Source organism: Myroides profundi (assembly GCF_000833025.1).
GTDB lineage: Bacteria > Bacteroidota > Bacteroidia > Flavobacteriales > Flavobacteriaceae > Flavobacterium > Flavobacterium profundi_A.
The window spans coordinates 817,286-838,508 of sequence record NZ_CP010817.1 but is presented as its reverse complement, the minus strand read 5'-3'; the positions used below and the strand labels follow the sequence as shown (position 1 = coordinate 838,508).

Annotated in this window: 23 protein-coding genes; 12 read left to right on the top strand and 11 right to left on the bottom strand. The window is 34.8% G+C overall.

The features are described from left to right. Nucleotides 1–16: 16 nt before the first annotated feature. Nucleotides 17–652, bottom strand: coding sequence for a PASTA domain-containing protein (locus MPR_RS03780; protein ID WP_041889291.1), 636 nt, complete (start codon nt 650–652; stop codon nt 17–19). A gap of 124 nt (nt 653–776) precedes the next feature. Here MPR_RS03780 and MPR_RS03775 point away from each other — a divergent pair, with 124 nt between their 5' ends. Together MPR_RS03775 and coaD are read left to right on the top strand one after the other, a co-directional pair. Further along, nucleotides 777–1,757 (top strand): D-alanine--D-alanine ligase, encoded by a 981-nt coding sequence (locus tag MPR_RS03775; protein ID WP_041889288.1) that lies wholly within the window; start codon nt 777–779, stop codon nt 1,755–1,757. Nucleotides 1,758–1,768: 11 nt separating this feature from the next. Beyond that, complete coding sequence (gene coaD / locus MPR_RS03770) at nt 1,769–2,221, top strand: pantetheine-phosphate adenylyltransferase (protein WP_041889285.1); 453 nt, start codon at nt 1,769–1,771, stop codon at nt 2,219–2,221. Nucleotides 2,222–2,278: 57 nt separating this feature from the next. Here coaD and MPR_RS03765 read toward each other — a convergent pair whose 3' ends face one another. Further along, nucleotides 2,279–2,887, bottom strand: a complete 609-nt coding sequence (locus MPR_RS03765) for an NUDIX hydrolase (protein ID WP_041889282.1) — start codon at nt 2,885–2,887, stop codon at nt 2,279–2,281. A gap of 7 nt (nt 2,888–2,894) precedes the next feature. Between MPR_RS03765 and pyrE the strand changes: the two genes are divergently transcribed. Together pyrE and MPR_RS03755 are read left to right on the top strand one after the other, a co-directional pair. Next, nucleotides 2,895–3,536: an orotate phosphoribosyltransferase gene (gene pyrE / locus MPR_RS03760; protein ID WP_006257133.1), complete on the top strand. Its 642-nt coding sequence runs from the start codon at nt 2,895–2,897 to the stop codon at nt 3,534–3,536. A 22-nt stretch (nt 3,537–3,558) separates the two neighbouring features. Then, nucleotides 3,559–3,951 (top strand): hypothetical protein, encoded by a 393-nt coding sequence (locus tag MPR_RS03755; protein ID WP_041889279.1) that lies wholly within the window; start codon nt 3,559–3,561, stop codon nt 3,949–3,951. A gap of 68 nt (nt 3,952–4,019) precedes the next feature. Here MPR_RS03755 and MPR_RS03750 read toward each other — a convergent pair whose 3' ends face one another. Next, a complete protein-coding gene (locus tag MPR_RS03750; RefSeq protein ID WP_041889276.1) occupies nt 4,020–4,772 on the bottom strand; it encodes a hypothetical protein in 753 nt (250 codons plus the stop codon). Between the two features lie 758 nt (nt 4,773–5,530). Here MPR_RS03750 and MPR_RS03745 point away from each other — a divergent pair. Both MPR_RS03745 and prfH read left to right on the top strand, forming a co-directional pair. Further along, a complete protein-coding gene (locus MPR_RS03745) occupies nt 5,531–6,922 on the top strand; it encodes an RtcB family protein (protein ID WP_041889273.1) in 1,392 nt (463 codons plus the stop codon). A 2-nt stretch (nt 6,923–6,924) separates the two neighbouring features. Next, nucleotides 6,925–7,545, top strand: a complete 621-nt coding sequence (gene prfH / locus MPR_RS03740; RefSeq protein ID WP_041889269.1) for a peptide chain release factor H — start codon at nt 6,925–6,927, stop codon at nt 7,543–7,545. 91 nt (nt 7,546–7,636) lie between these two features. Here prfH and MPR_RS03735 read toward each other — a convergent pair whose 3' ends face one another. Together MPR_RS03735 and prmA are read right to left on the bottom strand one after the other, a co-directional pair. Then, the gene (locus tag MPR_RS03735; protein ID WP_006257138.1) at nt 7,637–7,912 is read right to left on the bottom strand and encodes an ATP-dependent Clp protease adaptor ClpS; all 276 of its coding nucleotides are present in this window, start codon (nt 7,910–7,912) and stop codon (nt 7,637–7,639) included. 24 nt (nt 7,913–7,936) lie between these two features. Next, complete coding sequence (gene prmA / locus MPR_RS03730; protein WP_041889266.1) at nt 7,937–8,770, bottom strand: 50S ribosomal protein L11 methyltransferase; 834 nt, start codon at nt 8,768–8,770, stop codon at nt 7,937–7,939. A gap of 121 nt (nt 8,771–8,891) precedes the next feature. Between prmA and MPR_RS03725 the strand changes: the two genes are divergently transcribed. Together MPR_RS03725 and MPR_RS03720 are read left to right on the top strand one after the other, a co-directional pair. After that, nucleotides 8,892–10,124 carry a porin gene (locus MPR_RS03725; protein ID WP_041889263.1) on the top strand — a complete coding sequence of 411 codons (1,233 nt, stop codon included), beginning with the start codon at nt 8,892–8,894 and terminating at the stop codon, nt 10,122–10,124. Nucleotides 10,125–10,274: 150 nt separating this feature from the next. Further along, complete coding sequence (locus MPR_RS03720) at nt 10,275–10,754, top strand: hypothetical protein (RefSeq protein WP_041889260.1); 480 nt, start codon at nt 10,275–10,277, stop codon at nt 10,752–10,754. A gap of 80 nt (nt 10,755–10,834) precedes the next feature. Here MPR_RS03720 and MPR_RS03715 read toward each other — a convergent pair whose 3' ends face one another. The 5 genes from MPR_RS03715 to MPR_RS03695 form a co-directional block, all read right to left on the bottom strand. Beyond that, nucleotides 10,835–11,071: a hypothetical protein gene (locus tag MPR_RS03715; RefSeq protein ID WP_006257142.1), complete on the bottom strand. Its 237-nt coding sequence runs from the start codon at nt 11,069–11,071 to the stop codon at nt 10,835–10,837. 83 nt (nt 11,072–11,154) lie between these two features. Continuing rightward, nucleotides 11,155–12,321: a diaminopimelate decarboxylase gene (gene lysA, locus MPR_RS03710; protein ID WP_041889257.1), complete on the bottom strand. Its 1,167-nt coding sequence runs from the start codon at nt 12,319–12,321 to the stop codon at nt 11,155–11,157. Between the two features lie 12 nt (nt 12,322–12,333). Then, a complete protein-coding gene (locus tag MPR_RS03705) occupies nt 12,334–13,653 on the bottom strand; it encodes an aspartate kinase (protein WP_041889254.1) in 1,320 nt (439 codons plus the stop codon). Between the two features lie 476 nt (nt 13,654–14,129). Then, the gene (locus MPR_RS03700) at nt 14,130–14,591 is read right to left on the bottom strand and encodes a hypothetical protein (RefSeq protein WP_041895158.1); all 462 of its coding nucleotides are present in this window, start codon (nt 14,589–14,591) and stop codon (nt 14,130–14,132) included. Nucleotides 14,592–14,641: 50 nt separating this feature from the next. After that, nucleotides 14,642–15,469: a siderophore-interacting protein gene (locus MPR_RS03695; protein WP_041889251.1), complete on the bottom strand. Its 828-nt coding sequence runs from the start codon at nt 15,467–15,469 to the stop codon at nt 14,642–14,644. Between the two features lie 800 nt (nt 15,470–16,269). On the opposite strand from MPR_RS03695, the gene udk reads away from it, so the two are divergent. The 4 genes from udk to scpA are packed head-to-tail and all read left to right on the top strand — an operon-like array spanning nt 16,270 to nt 20,745. Then, nucleotides 16,270–16,878 carry a uridine kinase gene (gene udk / locus MPR_RS03690; protein ID WP_006257147.1) on the top strand — a complete coding sequence of 203 codons (609 nt, stop codon included), beginning with the start codon at nt 16,270–16,272 and terminating at the stop codon, nt 16,876–16,878. Between the two features lie 17 nt (nt 16,879–16,895). Beyond that, a complete protein-coding gene (locus MPR_RS03685) occupies nt 16,896–17,219 on the top strand; it encodes an FtsB family cell division protein (protein WP_006257148.1) in 324 nt (107 codons plus the stop codon). 22 nt (nt 17,220–17,241) lie between these two features. Continuing rightward, on the top strand, nt 17,242–18,612 hold the full coding sequence (locus MPR_RS03680) for a methylmalonyl-CoA mutase subunit beta (RefSeq protein ID WP_041889248.1): 1,371 nt from the start codon (nt 17,242–17,244) through the stop codon (nt 18,610–18,612). Nucleotides 18,613–18,615: 3 nt separating this feature from the next. Further along, a complete protein-coding gene (gene scpA, locus MPR_RS03675; RefSeq protein WP_041889246.1) occupies nt 18,616–20,745 on the top strand; it encodes a methylmalonyl-CoA mutase in 2,130 nt (709 codons plus the stop codon). Nucleotides 20,746–20,777: 32 nt separating this feature from the next. On the opposite strand, the gene MPR_RS03670 is transcribed toward scpA, so the two are convergent. Then, nucleotides 20,778–21,161, bottom strand: coding sequence for a hypothetical protein (locus MPR_RS03670; RefSeq protein ID WP_041889244.1), 384 nt, complete (start codon nt 21,159–21,161; stop codon nt 20,778–20,780). Between the last annotated feature and the right edge of the window lie 62 nt (nt 21,162–21,223).

Below are 21,223 nucleotides of genomic sequence, written 5' to 3'. Positions count from 1 at the left end.
ATCTTATTTAAATCTTTTAAAAATCAAATTCACTAGAATTACTAGAATTGCCATTCGCATCTTCGATAGCTGGAGCTACGTCAAGCTCTTCTTCTGAGTAACCCGCTCTACCATCTCCTAAAACAAAGTCAATTCTAGAGTCTTTTGCTATTTTATCCCCTTCATTTAAGACTTTACCTTTTTGATAAACTTTAAGCACAACATCCTTTCCAATGAAAGTCTGGTATGTAATCGTTCCTTCTTTTAAACCTAATGATCTAATAGTAGCTAAGGCCTGGCGGTAAGTCAACTCTTCTAACTTTGGCAATTTTACATTACCATAACCCGACGCATTAATCTTCACATATATCTTTCTATTCGTTTTCACACCCGTCTTCGGAGCAGGATCCTGCTCTACAATACTTAACGGAGGGAAATCTTTATCATAATCAAGTGTATCTAACACAACCATATTCAACTCGTTTTTCTCTAACAGTTGTAATGCCTGGTCAGTATCTAACTTAATTAAACTCGGTACTTCTATCTTTTCTCCATGATTAGTCGTATGTGCCAACCACTTAAGCGCTAAGAATACACCTAGTATAACGATTACGACTGCACTCGCTAAGGAAATAAAAAAGGCTCTACTTTTTAGAAAATCCATTAATTTCATATCTACTTATTTTGAGCAAAGATATAAAATCGAAAACATTTTTTGTTTCTATGTTTTATTATAAATTTGTTTTGAACAAATACAAACTAGTAATTCATACTAATGTATTAAAATTTAGCTCTATATGAAGCACGTAGCAGTAATTATGGGGGGATATTCTAGTGAATACAAAATCTCATTGACTAGTGGTAAAGTGGTATGCGAAACACTAGACCGCTCTAAGTATATTCCTTATTCAATACATATCTTTGAAAACAAATGGGTGTATGTAGATGATAAAAATGATGAATTCCCTATTGATAAAAATGACTTTTCGGTAAACTATAAAGGCAACAAAATCACTTTTGATGTTGTATTTAACGCTATACATGGTACTCCTGGAGAAGATGGATTAATGCAAGCTTATTTCTCTCTTATCGGAATGCCTCATACTTCATGTGACTACTATCAAGCTGCTTTAACGATGAATAAAAGAGATATGCTTTCTGTCTTAAAACCATTTGGTATTAAAACAGCTATCTCTTATTATCTAAATGAAGGAGATGTTATCAATACAGAAGAAATTATTCAACGTGTTGGACTGCCTTGTTTTGTAAAACCAAATAGATCTGGTTCTAGCTTTGGTATCTCAAAAGCAAAAACTACAGAGGAACTACTTACTGCCATAGACCTAGCATATAAAGAAGATAACGAGATTATAATCGAAAGCTTCTTAAATGGTACAGAGGTATCTGTCGGGGTTATTGACTATCAAGGAGAAATAAAAGTACTACCTATGACAGAAATAGTTTCTGAAAACGACTTCTTTGACTACGAAGCTAAATACTTAGGTAAGTCTCAAGAGATAACTCCTGCTAGAATAGATGATAAGATTAGGGATAAAGTAGCGGATATAGCTAGTAGAGTATATACAATATTAAATATGCAAGGCTTCTCACGCAGTGAATTTATCATTGTAGATGGAGTTCCATTTTTATTAGAAATGAATACCGTACCAGGTTTAACGAACGAAAGTATACTTCCACAACAAGCAAAAGCGGCTAATATTGCCCTAGCTGACTTGTTTGACAATGCAATTGTTTTAGCTTTGCAGAAAGCAAATTAATTTTAGATACTATGAGAAGAGCAGTTTTGCCAGGTTCTTTTGATCCTATTACAAATGGCCATTATGATATTATCAAAAGAGCATTACCGCTATTTGATGAAATTATTGTTGCTATCGGAGTAAACTCAGATAAGAAATATATGTTTTCACTAGAAGACAGAAAGCGTTTTATAGAAGAAACATTTAAAGATGAACCTAAAATTAAAGTAGCTACTTATGAAGGACTAACTACAGATTTCTGTTTTAAAGTAGATGCACAGTTCATTCTTAGAGGACTAAGAAACCCTGCTGACTTCGAGTTTGAGAAAGCAATTGCACATACAAACCGTTTCTTGACAAAAATAGAAACTGTCTTTTTACTAACAGCTGCTAGTACTTCATTTATTAGCTCTAGTATAGTAAGAGATGTTATCCGTAATAAAGGAGACTATTCTAAACTAGTCCCTCCTACCGTAAAATTCTAATCCACAATATAGAATCTAAAAAAGCCTATCTAAATCGATTTAGATAGGCTTTTTAAATTATTCATCTTTTAATATTCCTAGTTCATCTATAAGCAACTTAATATTCTCATAAGAGTTATTCATTGCCTCTCGGATTTGTTCTTTATTTAACCAAGCCACTTGTTCTATGTCCTCTTCTATCTGCCCTACTAATGGTCCGTCAAAAGTAGAAGTCATCTCATACCAAGTAGTGATCTTTAGTCTATACTTACCATTTCGTTTAAAGATATGATACGTTTTAGGCAACTTACGCACTATCTTTAGTTTAGACACACCTGTTTCTTCCTCTACCTCTCGTATAGCTGTTTCCTCCATTTCTTCTCCTTTCTCTATTCCTCCTTTTGGTAAGTCCCACTTACCACTTCTAAGAATAAAAAGAATTTCTCCCTTTGGATTAAACACAACTCCACCTCCTGCTTTCTGTACAGGTATCTTTTCTTTTATCTTCTTTAAGATCTCTTTTTCATCAGGATGATATAAAAAAGCCTTCTCAATTTTATTTTGAAAATATTTAATGATAATTTTGTCAATATCGACACTATCTAATAAGAACAGTTGAAAATCGGTTTCTTTCTCGATTTTATCTGTTAAGAACAATGGTTTGTCGTTTACAAAAACTTTATACATTTGTATTATGATTTTTAATAAAGAAACAGCACACAAAACTGCCGAGTCACTTCTGCAAATTAACGCAATTAAATTAAATCCTAAAAATCCTTTTACTTGGGCTTCAGGATGGAAATCACCTATTTATTGCGATAACCGTATCACATTGTCTTATCCAGAGATTAGAAAATTCTTACAAAAAGAATTTGCTGAGAACATCGTAGCTAAATATGGCAAACCAGATGTAATCGCAGGAGTAGCTACAGGAGCTATCGGTATAGGCCTTCTAGTAGCAGAAGCATTAGAATTACCTTTTGTCTATGTACGTCCTGAACCTAAAAAACACGGAAGACAAAATCAAATCGAAGGACAATTAGAAGCTGGTAAATCAGTTATTGTTATCGAAGATCTTATCAGTACTGGTAAAAGTAGCTTACAAGCCGTTGACGCACTAAAAGAGAACGGAGCTAATATCCTAGGTATGGCTGCTATCTTTACTTATGAATTCCAAGTAGCTGAAGACAACTTCAAAAATGCAGGAATTGAACTAACTACATTAAGTAACTATTCTTCTTTATTAGAAAATGCAGTAAACCAAAAATATATTTCAGATAGCGATCTAGACACACTACAAGAGTGGAGAAAGAATCCTGCTGAATGGAATCAATAATAATATCCTAATACTAGAATATATGAATTTAGAAAGCCCAAAAGTAACTGTTGCTAAATCAGCTGAATATATCTTCAACGCATTGACAGATGTTAAAAACTTCGAGAAACTAATGCCTGAATCTATTGCTAAGTTTGAAGTTATAGGAGATGACTCTTTTATCTTTGCATTAAAAGGAATGCCAGAGATTAAATTAAAACAAAAGGACAAAACTCCTAATTCTAAAGTTGTTTTAGGTGCTGCTAGTGATAAACTTCCTTTTACATTAACTGGAAATATCACAGAAGTAGATGCTAATAACTCTGAGATACAACTTCAATTCGAAGGTAGCTTTAACCCAATGATGGCGATGATGGTAAAAGGACCTATCGGTAAATTCATTGAAGCTTTAGCTGGAAATATGAATAAATTATAATACAAAAAAGAGGAATTTACTGATCAGTAAATTCCTCTTTTTATTTTTAGATGTTCAACTTTACGGTTTTATTTGAATTCCACTTTATATTCTAACACTTTAGGATTAGCTATAATATCAGACATAGAGAATTTCTTTTCAAAAGATTTACCATCCTTACTGATTACGGCATCTTCATAAGACACAGATTTAATCTTCTTGTCAAAACTTGTTTTTAGAACATAAGTAAACATCGCTTCCATTCCTCCCATCTCATTCGATTTCTTAGCTTCCTCAGTATCTTTTACACTCACCTTTCTTTCGAATTGTTTACTGTCTAAACTATACTGACTATCAACTAATAAAGGTGGTTGTTTCTTTCCATTCTGTTTCTTATCTAGTTCACTTGTTTTATCTGTTATCTTATTGATATTAATAAGTGATTGATTCAAGTCTGCCATATCTTTTGCAATCACTTTTAAATTAAAATCAGCCAAAGAGTCTTTCATATTAATCATAAAGCGCACATTCTTAGTATTGTCAAACAGCTCTTTGTTTGCTTTAATAATACTATCTTTCTTCTGCTCTCCATTCTTTTCTTTTAACATAGCGAAATCAAGTATCTGATCTATGCTTAACTCCTGTCCACTAATCAATTCTAACTTCTCAGCATCTCCTTTAAAAATAGCATTCTTATCAGGCACATTTTGTAACAACTCTTTAAAGTCCATCTTAAAGGTGTAATCTACTGCACCATTATCTTTTACGTATAATTCTTCTTTTGTCACACATGACTGAAGTGATAAGCTCAATCCTAGAAGGAATAAATAAATCTTTTTCATTTGTTTTATTTTTTTTTATACACAAAGGTAAACTTTTAAACCACTGATAAAGTATAAGCATAAAAAAACAGCAACAAATCAATCTGACTTATTACTGTCTTTAATAAAGTATATTATTAATTCTACTCGTTTTTAATTTCTTATAGAATAGACTATTTTACTGTTTTAGGATCTCTCTATTTTTAAGTCCTCTATTTATAATAAGATGAGGATAAAATTGATCTATTCCTTCACCTGCTTTTATAAAATTCAAAGTAATCGCTGCTGATCTTTATTGATACTTTTCACAATAAAACTAAATTAACAACCTATCTTAAAACCATTTACACAAAAAAACAGTATCAGCTGCTCCCTCCCAAATTTAGGATATTAGTATCTAAATACCTTATAAATATTTTATTTGCAAAATATTTTTCTCATTTCTCTTGCACAATTCAAATCTTTTATACAATCTTTGCACTGAAATAAAGTTTAACAATTAAAAACGAAGAAAAAATGTTTGTACTAAATTATACTTCTACATCATTCGCATCAGCAGGGATTGCTGGGGTGTATCTTCGTGCTACTTTTATTTAGAATATCTAATTTTATATATAAATGAAAAGCCCGAAGATTTAAATTCGGGCTTTTTTGTGTTTATTCCGGAGCCTTAACGTCATTAAAACCCGAATTGACTGATAGATGCTAAAGATCTTCAGTAAAAAACAGATCAATTGTGAACTAACAATTGAGCATTTAGTCAATTTAAATTTTACATCATGGGAAGGAAACTTTCTGGGAGAGACTTTATTAAAATAGGCTTTCCTCAAAATAATACAATAAACATCGCCTTAGGGCAAGTAAATAGATATAAGAAAAAAGAAAACAAAAACAACATACTTGAAGAAGCTAAGCTTGTACTAAAGAACCCTGATTCTTACATAGGAGACGGTATCTGGGGCAAAGTAGCAGAGAGTATGATAAAGCAAGTAGAAGTCAAAAAGCATCAACTGAATACCAATAGAGTTCCATTCTCTATCTATGGAGAAGACGCTATAGACGAACAGACGAAGTACCAACTGTTCACTGCTTTAAAATTACCTGTAGCAATACAGGGGGCATTAATGCCTGACGCTCATTACGGTTATGGATTACCTATCGGAGGAGTATTAGCTACTGATAATGCTGTTATTCCTTATGGAGTAGGTGTAGATATAGGATGCCGTATGAGTATGTCAGTCTTTAATCTACCTGCCAGCTTCCTAAAAGGGAAAGACCATATGTTGTTAAACATATTATCAGAACATACTAAGTTCGGGATGTATGACACACATAAAGTCAAAGCTGATCATGAAGTATTCAGTAGAGAGGAATTTAAAAACATTCCTTTTGTAAAAGGTTTATTAGATAAAGCGTATAAACAATTAGGAACATCAGGTAGTGGTAACCACTTCGTAGAGTTTGGAATCGTTAGATTAACGGAGACTAAACCCGAGTGGAGATTAGAACCTGGAGAATATATCGCAGTTCTTTCACATAGTGGATCAAGAGGTCTTGGAGCTAATATCGCTAAGCACTATACATATTTAGCAACTAAACAATGCCCTCTACCAAGCAATGCACAACATTTAGCTTGGTTAGACCTCAACACACATGATGGGCAAGAGTATTGGTTAGCCATGAATCTTGCAGGAGATTATGCGAAGGCATGCCACGATGATATACACCGTCGCATTGCGAAAGCATTAGGTAAGCAGATAGCTTTCACTATCGAAAACCATCATAACTTCGCTTGGAAAGAAGTGATTAATAACAAAGAATTAATTGTTCACCGCAAAGGAGCTACTCCTGCTGCAGAAGGACAATTAGGAATAATCCCAGGATCGATGACTACTAATGGCTATATAGTCGAAGGTCTGGGAAATGCAGAGAGCTTAAATTCTGCCTCTCATGGAGCAGGACGCCTACACTCACGCACAACATGTAAACAGAAGTTTACCAAGAGTGAGATTAAGAAAGAGCTTAGCTCTACAGGTGTTCAACTTATAGGAGGTAGCGTAGATGAAGCCCCAATGGCTTATAAAGACATCAATGCAGTGATGCAAGCTCAAAGCGAATTAGTAAAAGTATTGGGAAGCTTTACCCCTAAATTTGTAAGAATGGATAAGTAATTATGGCTAAAGTTATTCAGATTACATCAGGTAGAGGTCCCCAAGAGTGTGATTTTGCCGTTAAGAAGATCGCACAACTTTTTATAGACGACGCAGTCAAATCCAATATTAAAGTTGATCCAATACAGGATGAAACCGACGCACATGGCGCGTCGGTCTTTATCCAAATCGTCGAAACGTCTAAAGAAGTTGATACTTTTTTGAAAACTTGGTTAGGTACAATACAGTGGATTTGCGAAAGTCCCTTTAGACCTAAACACAAAAGAAAGAATTGGTACATCGGTATTTTTGAAAGCACTAAAGCAAGTGATCCTGCGATTCTTGACCGTGATATTCAATACCAAGCTGTACGCAGTTCTGGAGCTGGCGGACAGAATGTCAATAAAGTTAGCTCCGCTGTAAGAGCTACTCATCTGCCTACAGGTATTACTGTATTAGCTATGGATAGTAGATCTCAGCACCAAAACAAAAAACTAGCCACTGAACGACTAGTCGAAAAACTTCAAAATATGGCATTAAATGAAGTCAAACTAGAAGAAAAGAACACATGGCTAAACCAAACGAAAATAGAGAGAGGTAACCCTACTCGAACTTTCATTGGCATAAAATTTAGAGATAAATAAATACAAAAAAGGCTACTCATATGATATGAGTAGCCTTTTTATATTCTCTACAGTACTTTAGTACTGTTACTCTTCTTTTACATCATAAGTATTAGATAATTTCAGCGCTTAAGCCTGCATCTAATAATTGTAAACACTGAGATTTAAGTTTCTTAAATTCTCCTGTTTTAACCGTACATTTACCTGTATAGTGTACTAATACAGCACATTGCTCTGCTTGTTCAGACGTATGATCACATACGCGAATCAGTGTATCTATTACATGGTCAAATGTATTTACATCGTCATTATACAAAACAATTTCACTGTTTCCATTCAGTAATTCAGATACATCTACATTCTCCTGAATTTGTTCTTGTGTACTCATAATATATTATATAGTAATGAAATTTTATGCTTTTATAAACTTCAAAGATACCCAATTATTCTTTTCTAAAGAACTTTCAAAAACCAAACCAATCTTTTCTGCACAATTTTTTATCGCTGTAATATCTTCTGTATAGAATCCACTGAAGTAGATCTCACCTCCTTTATATAAACTTGCAATATACTTGTCCATATCATTTAATAGGATGTTTCTGTTGATATTAGCTAAGATTACATTGTACTTAGGCTCTTTACTAATGATAGAAGCATCTCCTTCGAACACCTCTACGTTAGCACAGTTATTTCTCTCAGCATTCTCTATAGAATTAAGATAACACCAGTTGTCTATATCGATAGCATCTACATGTTTTGCACCACGCATAGAAGCCAGTATCGCTAAGATAGCTGTACCACATCCCATATCTAGCACTACCTTATCTTGCATATCATTATTTAATATTTGGCGAATCATCATAAAGGTAGTCTCGTGATGTCCTGTACCGAAGCTCATCTTTGGTTCTATAACGATATCATACTGAGCACTTGTTTTCTCGTGAAATGGTGCTCTAACATAACATATACCATCTACATCGATTGGGTCAAAATTCTTTTCCCACTCTTCATTCCAGTTTACCTGAGCTATTTCCTCTTTTCTATAAGTAACCGTAAACTGTTCTGACTGTAAAATAAAAACATCTTCTAAGATATCCTCTGTCCACAAATCCTTTTGAACATAAGCACTAACACCTGTTGCTGTCTCTTCAAAACTCTCAAATGCCTTTTCTCCTAACTCCGCAATCAGTATTTCTGTACCAAGTTCTCTTGGTTCCACATTAAAATGATAACCTATATATACCATAATTTCTTATTAAATCTGTTTCCTTAACCTTTTGGTAACACTATCTTTACATTGAAGTAATAACATAAGTATTCCTATTGCAAAACTAATGTTATTTTTGCACAAATAAATACAACACACTATGAAAAAGCTTTTACAATGTCTTTTTTTGCTTTGTCCAATGCTGATAATGGCACAGGAAATTAAGCATGAAACCACTAGTAATGAATTAAAATTAGAACAACTACCGTACTATAGCTATGGTAAAGGACTAGGAATGACTTCTGCAGACAGTATCTTCCAGCTGAATATCCGATTCAGAATGCAGAACAGATTAACCTTCAATGAAAACGATGGTGAGAAAAATACTTATGAAGGAGAAATTAGAAGATTACGTCTAAGACTTGACGGTTTCGTAGGTAGCCCTAAGTTCTTATATGTAATTCAGCTTTCATTCGCTCCTAAAGATTTAGGAACAACCAAAGAGAATGAACCTATTAATATCATCCGTGATGCTGCCTTAACGTATCGTCCTAACGAAAACTGGAACTTTATCTTCGGACAGACTAAGCTACCTGGTAACAGACAACGTATTAACTCATCAGGAGCGCTTCAGTTAACAGACCGTTCTATTAATAACGCTAAATTTAATATTGACCGTGACTTCGGTATCCAAGCTTATTATTTACACGAAAAGAAGAATGAGTTCGGATATAATATTAAGACTGCTGTATCTACAGGTAGAGGTCGTAACTTCTCAGGTAGCGAAAGCGATAGTTATGCATTAACAGGTAGAGTAGAGTTATTTCCTTTAGGTAGTTTCTCTAAGAATGGAGCATTCTTTGAAGGTGACTTAGCTAGAGAAGCAACACCTAAATTAATGTTATCAGGAACATATCACCGAAATAACAATGCTCAAAAAACTCAAGGGCAAACAGGTAGCAAACTATACGATCCTAAATCATTTAACTCTCTTATGTTAGATGGTATCGTTAAGTACAACGGATGGGCAGGTATGATTTCATACATGGATAGAACTTTAGATGATGCTATCACTTATAGCTATGACGCAAATAATGTTCAAACAGGAACATCTGCCGTATTTGCAGGACGTGGTATGGATTACCAATTAAGTTATATCTTCCCAAGTAACTATGAAATCATTGGTAGAGTGTCTAGTCAGAAAATGAAAGATCAATTACACGAAACTCTAAATATGCCTAATACTACACAATTTAGTTTAGGAGCAAACAAATACCTTTGGGAGCATACTTTTAAGTTACAAGCAGAACTAACGTATGATAAACAAGAGTTCTACCAAGGTCCTACGAAGAACAACTGGTACTTTAGAGTACAGTTTGAAATAGGAATATAATAAAAAATATGTCAATAAATTATTATTATCAAAAATACAATCTCTAAATAATTAACTATTATTTAGTAATTTATCAAACCTACTATAACCAAACTTTAAGTTCTTATTGTTTACTTTTGAAACATAATTCAAAGCTAAAATCAAGTAAGTATGAAAAAGATTATCGTTGTAGTAGGTTTTATTTTTGCTTTCAATGCTATAAGCTGTGGTAATAATAGTGCTACGGCAGGCAATGCTCCTTTAGACCAACCTAATTTATTGACTTCAGTTACAGCAGAAGATAGAGAGTTTAGAATAATCGAACAGAGTGAAATCAACACCCTGAATAAAACTATTTTAGAGCAGAATCTAAACTCTATCGAGAAGATTATGCAAGAGTATGCTCCAGAAGATACGGAAGCAGAAGGGAACTATACTTACATCATCACAAAGGCAACTACAACAGATCCTAATAAATTTACCCTTTCTTTATTAGAAGATGGGATCAATGATGATTCTTTAAAAGCTTTGAAAGTAATCATGACTGTAGAGAAAAAGAAAGACACTTTTAGAGTACTAGGTATTAAAGAAAGCTACCAGTGCTGGAAAGACAGAGGTCACCAAGACTGGGGAGCTGATTACTGCTTATAATATATAGATACACATTACCTCAATTAACTATAATAAAAAAGTCATACTTACATAGTATGACTTTTTTTGTATTATTTAGCTTATTCAGCTTGCTCTGCTTGAGGCTCGTCTTCTTTTCTTCCAATATTCATATTTGGGAATTTTTGTTGAATAGATTTCAAAGCGAACTCATTGATTTCATTCATTGCTTCTGGTGAAGGCAATTTCATTGTTTCTGCATTGTGCTTTAAAACTTCTTCTAATAAAATCTGTGTTCTTAATAATTGAAAATTTAAATCAATTATTTCTCCTGCTACATCAATGTCTCCTAATGTCATTATTACTCTTTTTTAAATTTATAACTTTCTATTGTTCGAACTCAAATTTAACAAACTATTCTTAATATGAAACTATTTTAATGTTATTCTTTGAAAAAATATTCTAACTCTTGTCTCAAGTTATAACGCGATGACATCACCTCTCCATAAGCTCCCGCAGAACGAATAGCAATAAGATCTCCTCTTTTTAATTTTGGAAGTAAAACATCTTTGCAAAAACAGTCACTACTCTCACAGATCGGTCCTACTACATCATACTTCACTTCTGTTTCGTTAGTCACCTCATCTGTATATTTATCAGATAGTAATTCTACCTTGTGATACGCTTGGTATAAGGCTGGTCGTAATAATTCTGTCATACCTGCATCTAGAATAGCAAAGTTCTTCTTTAACCCTTCCTTTATATATAACACTCTACTGATCAGAGTCCCACTATTAGCAATGATAGAACGCCCTAGTTCAAAGTGAATTTGCTGATGTGGTCTCACGTCTAAAAACTCGTGGAATAAATAGAAGAAATTAGAAAAGTTAACAATAGCTTCTTCATCAGGTTCACTATAATTAATTCCTAATCCTCCACCTAAGTTTAACACAGGTACATCATGTCCTCTCTCATAGAACCAAGTATTCCACTCATTTACTTTTAGACATAGACGTTTGAACACATTCAGGTCCGTGATCTGTGATCCCACGTGAAAGTGCAATCCTATTAATTCTAAATATTCATTCTTATTGATGATCTCAATACAGTTCATTAACTCATGCATCATGATACCAAACTTATTCTCATCTAATCCCGTAGTGATATAGTGATGCGTCTTTGCATCGACATTAGGGTTTATACGCAAAGCGATACGCCCTTTTAACTGATGCTTAGTAGCCAAATCACCAATCACTTGTAGCTCTTGTACAGACTCTACATTAAACGACATAATCTGATTCTCTAACCCGATTAATATCTCTCTATCTGTCTTACCTACTCCTGCGAACACGATATCTGATGGAGAGAAGCCTTCTGCTATAGAGCGCTCTATCTCTAGCCCACTCACACAGTCTGCACCGAAGCCGTGAGCACTAATCTCTCTTAAGATTCGCGGATTATTATTAGCCTTTATAGCATAGTGAATATGATAACCAAAACGATCTGCTGCACTTTTAGCGACAGATAGCGTTTCTCTTAAAAGTGGTAAATCGTAGTAATATAAAGGAGTCTCTACTCCTTCTAATTCTTGTATTATCTCTCTTGTCATCTTATTCCTTGTTTAAAATAATCTACTGTGTAATGATCTCAATGCTTCTAACTTCTGACTAGCTGAAACTAAAATAGATATATTATGCTCACTTCCACCATACGATATCATACGGATAGGCAAGTGCTTTACTGCTTCAGAAACAATAGTAGCATGTCCTAATTTATTATTTCTAAAATCTCCTACGATACAGATGATAGCCTGATCTGTATCTACCTCTACATGACCGAAGAAGTTTAGTTCTTCTATAATCTCTTTTAGATACTGCGTATTATCTATGGTTAGTGATACAGCTACCTCAGACGTAGTGATCATATCTATCGGCGTTTTATATCGTTCGAATACTTCGAAAACTCTTCTTAAAAATCCGTATGCTAATAACATACGCGAAGAGTGAATACGTATAGCCGTAATACCATCCTTAGCTGCTATCGCCACGATCTGATCATCATTCTGGCAGTTATCTGAGATTAAAGTACCTGGTGCACTTAACTCCATCGTATCTAATAATCGTACTGGTACATTAAATCTCTTCGCAGGGAATACACTCTGTGGGTGTAAAATCTTTGCTCCAAAATAAGCCAACTCTGCTGCCTCATCAAAGCTCAGATTAGCAATAGGCTTGGTATTCGGCACATAACGAGGATCGTTATTATGGAATCCATCTATATCTGTCCAGATTTGTATCTCTTCTGCTTGTAACACTGCCCCTATTAGAGAAGCTGTATAGTCAGACCCACCTCTTCTAAGGTTGTCTATTTCACCAAAAGCATTGCGACAAATATATCCTTGAGTAATAAATAAAGTATCTTTAGGATACTGTGCTAATAGAGTACTTGCTTGAGTACGGATATAGTCAAGATTAGGTTCCTGTTCTTCATCGATACGCATAAAATCAAGTGCAGGAAGTAACACAGAGCTTACCCCAATCTCTTTTAAGTAAAAGTGAAATAGCGTAGTAGATAGTAACTCTCCTTGTGCTAATACTATTCTTTCTTCTATAGCAGTAAATAGATCATTGCTAAAAGACTCTAACAAATTAAAGTGGTGATCTATTACTTCTGTCGCCATCCGCAGACCCTCCTCTGTTTTAAATAATTGCTTTATGAAAGTTTTATAAGTAGCATATAGGTTATCGATTTGTTTCTTTGCATCCTCCTTTTTGCCATTAGTATACGCTTCTGCTATTCCTACTAAGGCATTAGTAGTACCTGACACAGCAGATAAGACTACTAAATGACGATCGCTTTGCTGCGAATGAATAATCGGCAACAACTGTTGCATCCTTTCTGGGCTTCCTACTGAAGTACCTCCAAATTTTAAAACTTTCATATAAAATTAATTTGTTATTAAATGTATTCTCTTTACTCTGATCAAAAACTATACTATTCTGTAATACCCTCTGACCATAAACCAAAAAAAAGGGGCTTGTCGTGATGACAAGCCCCTTTAGTATATCTTTAGTTCATATCCATAGGAAAGCTGCTCACGACGTCGGACGTAAGTACTGTTTCTTTCCCTTCTTTATAATTGATATAAACATTTTCTTCATTGATTTGGGACAAATATAAACACTTTATTTAATAACCAATACTTTAAAACAACTTTTTTAAACAAACTGTAAAGCTCAATCATCTCTGTTTTAAAAAATCTTACCATAATATCTCTTCTCTATTCTCATATAAGAGATGACTATAAAGAATAACCTTACTCTTAGTTAATAAAGTACTACCCTCTTTAAAACAAAAAAAAGAGACAATACAATAATATCGTATCATCTCTTCTTGTTCAATTTATGGAAAACTATTTTATTTCTTCACTAATATATAATCTCCAGATTCATGCTCATTCACCACATCTCCTTCACTATCTAGAAAGTATAATTTGCCTTCTTTTACTAAGAACGCATGTGCAGCACTATACTCATCTTCTCTCAGGTACAGTCTATCTTGCTCTAGCTCCCACTCTCCTTCTTCATGATGTGTACCTGTGGAGCTAATGACTCTATACACATACTTATTATCTTCTTTGATCTGAGCAGATACTTGGAGTACCTCCATATCTTCTCCTTCCTCAGTCCAAGGAAACCTTCCATCATAAGTACCATATATGACCTCCTTCTCCTCTACTCCTTCTTCAGTAGGAGTTATACTACTTTGTTCTGATGGAGTAGGCACTTCTATAGTCTGCTCTACTTCTTTACGATCCTTACACTGTGAGAAAAACACACCTAATAAAGCGGTTAATATTACCACAACACTTCTTTTCATCATTCTATTTTTTAAGACAACAAAGATGAAGTATTTCTATCAAAAACTGATTATTCTAAGCTCGCTTTTTCAGCTCTACGGTCAGCTTCAGAAGCAGACTCTGCCTTACCAAACTTCCAATAAGAATAAGCGTACAACTCATCCTTTGTCCAGTTTAATTCTTTTCGAAGGTAGTTTCTCAATTCTTTTACTGTATCAAACTCAGCTGCCACATATCCGAACTTAGACATCTCATCACTGTGCTCTGCTATGATTTCTTTTGCTCTCTTCGCTAATTCCGAGTTTTGCCCAGAAGTAGGATTGATCAGCCATTCTATTTTAGACTCTGCATGAGTAGGTAGTTCTTGTATATCCTCTACACTTTCTACCTCTATCACAGCATTCACTCTAGCATCTACAGGTAGAGACTCTAATATAGCTCCTAGTACTGGTATAGCTGTACCATCTCCTACTAGGATATACCATGCAGCCTCAGGATATAGCTCACTAGGATCACATCCCATAGCTACACCTAGTGGATCACCGATCTCAGCATTAATAGCCCAGTTAGAAGCTGGCCCTTCATCACCATGTGCTACGAAATCTATGTATAACTCATTCTTTTCTAAATCGATTCCTCTATGTGTATAAGTACGTACATAAGGTTTGATTGATTCCTCTTGAGGCTTCCATGCCCCTTTCTCGAAGTCAAACTCTGGTAGGTGTACCTCAGCACATCCTTCTGGAGCGATAAATATTTTATTATTAACTCCTATCGTTGTATCCTTAAAATCAGCTACATCATTTCCGCTTAGTGTAATACGTATATAATGTGGCGTGATATACTCTCTATTCTTTAATGTAAATACTTTGCGCTGTATGTTACCTTTCTTTGCCATATTGTTGTTTTATTCTTTGGTTCTATTTCTTTAAATCACACAAATATAACTTTTTTATTTAGATTCAATATAAACAGTTAGTTAAATCAGTATTTTATCCAATACTAACCACTTATTGTCCAATTAATTCTAATATGGAAGTACTACCAGTATCCTCCTATTTTTGCTAACATCAGCATACACGCTGACTCCCCTTCTAATCTATTCTTCTTTTTTTCTATCCCTATCCTTAATGACATTACTATACTGCCTTATAATTACCACTATTTTCCATATCGTATCTCTTATATAATTCTTAGAGGAGAATACTTGGATATTAAAAGATCACTCCTTCGACAAACAACACCTCAGCTCCACTAAACTCGGCTTATTGTCCATGTATTGTCGAGCAATCTCTATACAACCCTATATTTTACAAGGGTTAAGCAACATATAATCAATACAGTAAAAAAACACAAAAACAAAACAAGCAACTATAAATCAATCAATTAACAAAAAATGTACTTAAAAAAAAGTATATCATTTATTTTGAAAAACAATCATATTGACCGCTAAAAACTACTTTTTAGAAAAAAAAGAGGGTATACATTCTATAAAAAGAAGATTTTAAAACTAAAAAAGGAGGTGAAAATAAAAAAACAATATCTTTTTTTTAGAAAACAGATCAATATAAGTAGTCTGAATCAGCGTATAGAAGCTTATTAAACTTTTGATAATAAAAGCCAAAAAACAGTGAATCAATAAAAAATGTTTCTATGCAAGATTATTAATTTATACTTTTGCTAAAAATATATTATAACATGCTTATTATAGGAATTGCAGGAGGTACTGGAAGTGGTAAAACTACAGTAGTTCAACAAATTATAAATGAACTACCGGAAACCGAAGTTGGAGTTATATCACAGGATTCATACTACAAGGCGACTGATAATCTTTCGTTAGAAGAAAGAACGTTAATTAACTTTGACCACCCTCGTTCAATTGACTTTGAATTATTGGTAAAACACCTAAAAGAATTAAAAGAAGGAAACAGTATTAACCAACCTGTTTACTCGTTCGTGAAACACAATCGTACTGATGATTATATCTTAACTCACCCTCGTAAAGTAATGATCGTAGAAGGTATTCTTATTCTATGTCATCCAGAGCTACGCGATATGTGTGACATTAAGATATTCGTTCACGCAGATTCTGATGAGCGTCTGATTAGAAGATTAAAGAGAGATATAGCTGATAGAGGTAGAGATATGATGGAAGTGGTAAACAGATATCAAACAACTTTAAAGCCGATGCACGACCAGTTTATCGAGCCTTCTAAGGCATTCGCAGACATCATTATCCCTAATGATACCTATAATACTGTTGCCATCGATATTGTTCGTACAGTTATTAATGAAAAAATCGGTTAATTTACTATCTTTAGGCTATGAAAATAGTTGAGACCCTAAAAAATTATAAATATGTAAGCCTACTAAAAAATCCTTTTTTTTTAGTAGGTCTTTTATTTGTAATTTGGATAATATTTTTTGACAGTTCTTCTTTATTAGAACAGCGGGTTATAGATCAAGAGATTAACAAGCTGGAGGACAATAAGAAGTACTTCGAAAACGAAATAGCAAAAGATAGACAGGCTATCAAAGGTCTAAAAAGTGGAGACGCTACAGAAAAATATGCTCGTGAAAATTATTATATGAAGCGGGAGAATGAAGATGTCTTTATTATAGAGTTTGACACACTGTCTGCACAATAAGTTTCACTACCAACCAAAAATTATGACTAACCAATTATTCGAAGAATTTGAAAAAGTTTCTTCTAAGGCGTGGAAAAACCAAATACAGTTTGAGTTAAAAGGCGCTGACTACAATGAAACACTTGTTTGGGAAAGTTTAGAGGGAATTAAGGTAAAGCCATTCTATCACAATGATGCTGATCACCGTCCGATTCCTGTACAGACTAGTACCTCTCATTTTAACATTGTACAGAGGGTATACGTTTTTGATATTGAGAGATCGATAGCAAAGACGCTTGATACACTTAATAGAGGAGCTGAAGTGATCTACTTCACGATAGACAATCCTTCTATAGATGCTACAGAATTATTAACTGCACTACCAAAAACGCACCAATACTTCTTCGTATTTAACTTCCTAGATACTGCATATGCTAGAAAGTTATCTACGTATGCTACTAGCAATGGATATAAGATAACAATCTTATTAGACCCTATACACCAACTAACAACTGATGGTAACTGGCACACTAACCTGAACAGCGACCTAAGTAATCTAAATGAATGTGTAGGTATAGCTAATAATGTAGCTATTCATGTAGATGCTACTGTGTACCAAAATGCTGGTGCTAATATGACACAGCAGTTAGCATACGCACTAGCTCATCTAAATGAGTACCTCAACAGAATAGAGTTAAAGAATACTCCTATTTATATAGAAACGGCTGTAGGAACTAACTATTTCTTCGAAATAGCAAAACTACGTGCACTTCGCTTACTAGCAGAGCTAGTAACTAAAGAATACAACACCGATACGAAGATACACATCATCGCTATCCCTACTAAACGAAACAAAACATTATATGACTATAATGTGAATATGCTACGTACTACTACGGAGTGTATGAGTGCTGTATTAGGAGGTGCTGACTTGATTAGTAACTTAGCTTATGATGCTATCTATCACAAAGAGAATGAATTCGGAGATCGTATATCTCGTAACCAACTCTTAATCTTAAAACAAGAAAGTTATTTCGATGCAGTGGACAATCCTGCTGAAGGGGCATACTATATCGAATCACTTACTAATCAACTAGCTGAGAAAGCATTAGAGCTGTTTAAATCAATAGAAAAAGCAGATGGATTAATCACTTCTCTAATCGAAGGAACAATCCAGAAAAAAATAAATGAAAGTGCTCAAAAAGAACAAGAGCTTTTCAACAATGGTAAAGAAGTCCTATTAGGTACTAATAAGTATCCTAATCCTCAAGATATGATGAGTCACGACCTTGAGTTATTCCCTTTTGTTAAACAGAATCCTCGTAAGACGCTTATCGTTCCGATTATAGAGAAACGACTGGCAGAAAGCTATGAACAAAATAGATTAGAGGAAGAAAAATCAACTAAACAATAAGGCATGAAAAGAAAGGACTTACAACATTTGACTATAAATACCTCAACAGTGAGAACTCAGTCAGAAGCATCTGACTTCACTACTGCTGAAGGTATTGATATAAATAAAGTCTACAGTGAAGCTGACTTGGATAAAGTAGAGCACATAGGCTTCGGAGCAGGGTTTGCGCCTAACTTACGTGGCCCTTATGCTACCATGTATGTACGCCGTCCATGGACGATACGTCAGTATGCGGGATTCTCTACTGCGGAAGAGAGTAATGCTTTCTACAGACGTAACTTGGCTGCTGGACAAAAAGGACTATCTGTAGCCTTCGACTTAGCTACACACCGCGGATATGACTCAGATCACGAACGTGTAGTAGGTGATGTAGGTAAAGCTGGTGTAGCAATAGATAGCGTAGAAGATATGAAGATCTTATTTGATCAGATACCTCTAGGCGAGATGTCTGTATCTATGACGATGAACGGAGCCGTACTTCCTGTTCTGGCTTTCTACATTGTAGCTGCTATGGAACAAGGAGTAGATAAAAAACTATTGTCAGGTACGATACAGAATGATATTCTAAAAGAGTTTATGGTGCGTAATACATACATCTACCCACCTACTCCTTCTATGAAGATCATCGCTGACATCTTTGACTATACGAGTAATCATATGCCGAAGTTTAACTCTATCTCTATCTCTGGATATCATATGCAAGAGGCAGGTGCTACAGCAGATATTGAGTTAGCTTATACCTTGGCAGATGGACTAGAATATATCCGTACTGGACTTAATGCTGGTATGAAGATAGATGACTTCGCACCTCGACTGTCATTCTTCTGGGCGATAGGAATGAATCACTTCATGGAAATTGCTAAGATGCGTGCAGGTCGTATGTTATGGGCTAAGTTATTAAAACAGTTCGAACCTAAATCTGATAAGTCATTAGCACTGCGCACACACTGTCAGACATCAGGATGGAGTCTTACAGAGCAAGACCCGTTTAACAATGTGGCTCGTACTGCTATAGAGGCTGCTGCTGCTGCGTTCGGTGGGACACAATCTCTGCATACGAATGCGCTAGATGAGGCTATCGCCTTACCAACGGATTTCTCTGCGCGTATTGCTCGTAATACACAGATATTCTTACAAGAAGAGACTAAAATATGTAAAACAGTAGATCCTTGGGCAGGTAGCTATTATGTAGAGAGCCTTACACAAGAGATCGCTGAGAAAGCATGGGCGCTGATAGAAGAAGTAGAAGAGTTAGGTGGGATGACTAAGGCTATCGAAGCAGGTATTCCTAAACTTCGTATAGAAGAAGCAGCTGCTCGTAAACAGGCTCGTATTGACAGTGGACAAGATGTTATCGTAGGAGTAAATAAGTATCGTCTTGAAAAAGAAGATCCATTACATATCTTAGAAGTAGATAATCAGACTGTGCGCAAGGCTCAGATAGACCGTCTAAACCATATTAAAGCTACTCGTGATAATACTAAGGTAGCTGAAGCACTAGCTGCATTAACACAATCGGCTAAGACTGGAGAAGGTAACCTATTAGCTCTAGCTGTAGAAGCTGCTACACATAGAGCTACATTAGGAGAGATAAGTGACGCGTTAGAAAGCGTATTCGGAAGATTTAAAGCACAAATCCAATCTGTAAGTGGTGTGTATAGCAAAGAAATAAAAGATGATAAGAGCTTTAAGAAAGCTCGTGAACTAGCTGATAAATTCGCTGAAGTAGAAGGTCGTCGTCCTCGTATTATGATTGCGAAGATGGGGCAAGATGGTCATGACCGCGGTGCAAAAGTAGTAGCTACGGGTTATGCTGACGTTGGATTTGATGTGGATATAGGTCCGTTATTCCAAACGCCTGCAGAAGCTGCTAAACAAGCTGTAGAAAATGATGTGCACGCATTAGGAGTTTCTTCTCTAGCTGCAGGTCATAAGACATTAGTTCCTCAAGTAATAGAGGAGTTAAAGAAATACGGTAGAGATGATATTATGGTTATCGTAGGTGGTGTTATTCCAGCTCAAGATTACCAGTTCTTATTCGATGCTGGTGCAGTAGCTGTATTTGGTCCTGGTACTAAAATCAGTGACGCAGCGATAACAATGTTAGAAATATTATTAGGTGACGAAACTTAATCGTCATAAGATTATAAAAAAACAAAAGCTCTTCAGTGATTCTGAAGAGCTTTTACTTTTTTATAATTCATCCGAATAAAAACTATATTCGTGATAAACAATGGACTTGTATATATCAGTATGACTAAAATTTTATACTGTATTATAGCCAAAATAATTGCAACTATAAATGGAGATAATAATACAGCTATCCACAGCCATCTTCTTTTCATTGATGCTTTTGCCAGACTATAGACGAGGTACTTTTTGTTAAGTTTATATAGGGTTAGAATAACCACACTTACCACTAATGTAAGCAATAAACAAAAAAGTATACCTGATGCCTCAACAAAGACACTAAGACCAAGTATAAAACTAACGATAACAAGTAAGTAGAATAATAGTACATAAACTACAGCGTAGAATAAGTCTTTCATAAAATAAATATTATACTAGTAGTTATGGCTTTACAGTACTAATAGATTGTATCCCTGATCAC

Coding starts and splice junctions, on each gene's coding strand:
- MPR_RS03780 (WP_041889291.1), bottom strand. CDS start 652: ATGAAATTAATGGATTTTCTAAAAAGTAGAGCCTTTTTTATTTCCTTA.
- MPR_RS03775 (WP_041889288.1), top strand. CDS start 777: ATGAAGCACGTAGCAGTAATTATGGGGGGATATTCTAGTGAATACAAA.
- coaD (WP_041889285.1), top strand. CDS start 1,769: ATGAGAAGAGCAGTTTTGCCAGGTTCTTTTGATCCTATTACAAATGGC.
- MPR_RS03765 (WP_041889282.1), bottom strand. CDS start 2,887: ATGTATAAAGTTTTTGTAAACGACAAACCATTGTTCTTAACAGATAAA.
- pyrE (WP_006257133.1), top strand. CDS start 2,895: ATGATTTTTAATAAAGAAACAGCACACAAAACTGCCGAGTCACTTCTG.
- MPR_RS03755 (WP_041889279.1), top strand. CDS start 3,559: ATGAATTTAGAAAGCCCAAAAGTAACTGTTGCTAAATCAGCTGAATAT.
- MPR_RS03750 (WP_041889276.1), bottom strand. CDS start 4,772: ATGAAAAAGATTTATTTATTCCTTCTAGGATTGAGCTTATCACTTCAG.
- MPR_RS03745 (WP_041889273.1), top strand. CDS start 5,531: ATGGGAAGGAAACTTTCTGGGAGAGACTTTATTAAAATAGGCTTTCCT.
- prfH (WP_041889269.1), top strand. CDS start 6,925: ATGGCTAAAGTTATTCAGATTACATCAGGTAGAGGTCCCCAAGAGTGT.
- MPR_RS03735 (WP_006257138.1), bottom strand. CDS start 7,912: ATGAGTACACAAGAACAAATTCAGGAGAATGTAGATGTATCTGAATTA.
- prmA (WP_041889266.1), bottom strand. CDS start 8,770: ATGGTATATATAGGTTATCATTTTAATGTGGAACCAAGAGAACTTGGT.
- MPR_RS03725 (WP_041889263.1), top strand. CDS start 8,892: ATGAAAAAGCTTTTACAATGTCTTTTTTTGCTTTGTCCAATGCTGATA.
- MPR_RS03720 (WP_041889260.1), top strand. CDS start 10,275: ATGAAAAAGATTATCGTTGTAGTAGGTTTTATTTTTGCTTTCAATGCT.
- MPR_RS03715 (WP_006257142.1), bottom strand. CDS start 11,071: ATGACATTAGGAGACATTGATGTAGCAGGAGAAATAATTGATTTAAAT.
- lysA (WP_041889257.1), bottom strand. CDS start 12,321: ATGACAAGAGAGATAATACAAGAATTAGAAGGAGTAGAGACTCCTTTA.
- MPR_RS03705 (WP_041889254.1), bottom strand. CDS start 13,653: ATGAAAGTTTTAAAATTTGGAGGTACTTCAGTAGGAAGCCCAGAAAGG.
- MPR_RS03700 (WP_041895158.1), bottom strand. CDS start 14,591: ATGAAAAGAAGTGTTGTGGTAATATTAACCGCTTTATTAGGTGTGTTT.
- MPR_RS03695 (WP_041889251.1), bottom strand. CDS start 15,469: ATGGCAAAGAAAGGTAACATACAGCGCAAAGTATTTACATTAAAGAAT.
- udk (WP_006257147.1), top strand. CDS start 16,270: ATGCTTATTATAGGAATTGCAGGAGGTACTGGAAGTGGTAAAACTACA.
- MPR_RS03685 (WP_006257148.1), top strand. CDS start 16,896: ATGAAAATAGTTGAGACCCTAAAAAATTATAAATATGTAAGCCTACTA.
- MPR_RS03680 (WP_041889248.1), top strand. CDS start 17,242: ATGACTAACCAATTATTCGAAGAATTTGAAAAAGTTTCTTCTAAGGCG.
- scpA (WP_041889246.1), top strand. CDS start 18,616: ATGAAAAGAAAGGACTTACAACATTTGACTATAAATACCTCAACAGTG.
- MPR_RS03670 (WP_041889244.1), bottom strand. CDS start 21,161: ATGAAAGACTTATTCTACGCTGTAGTTTATGTACTATTATTCTACTTA.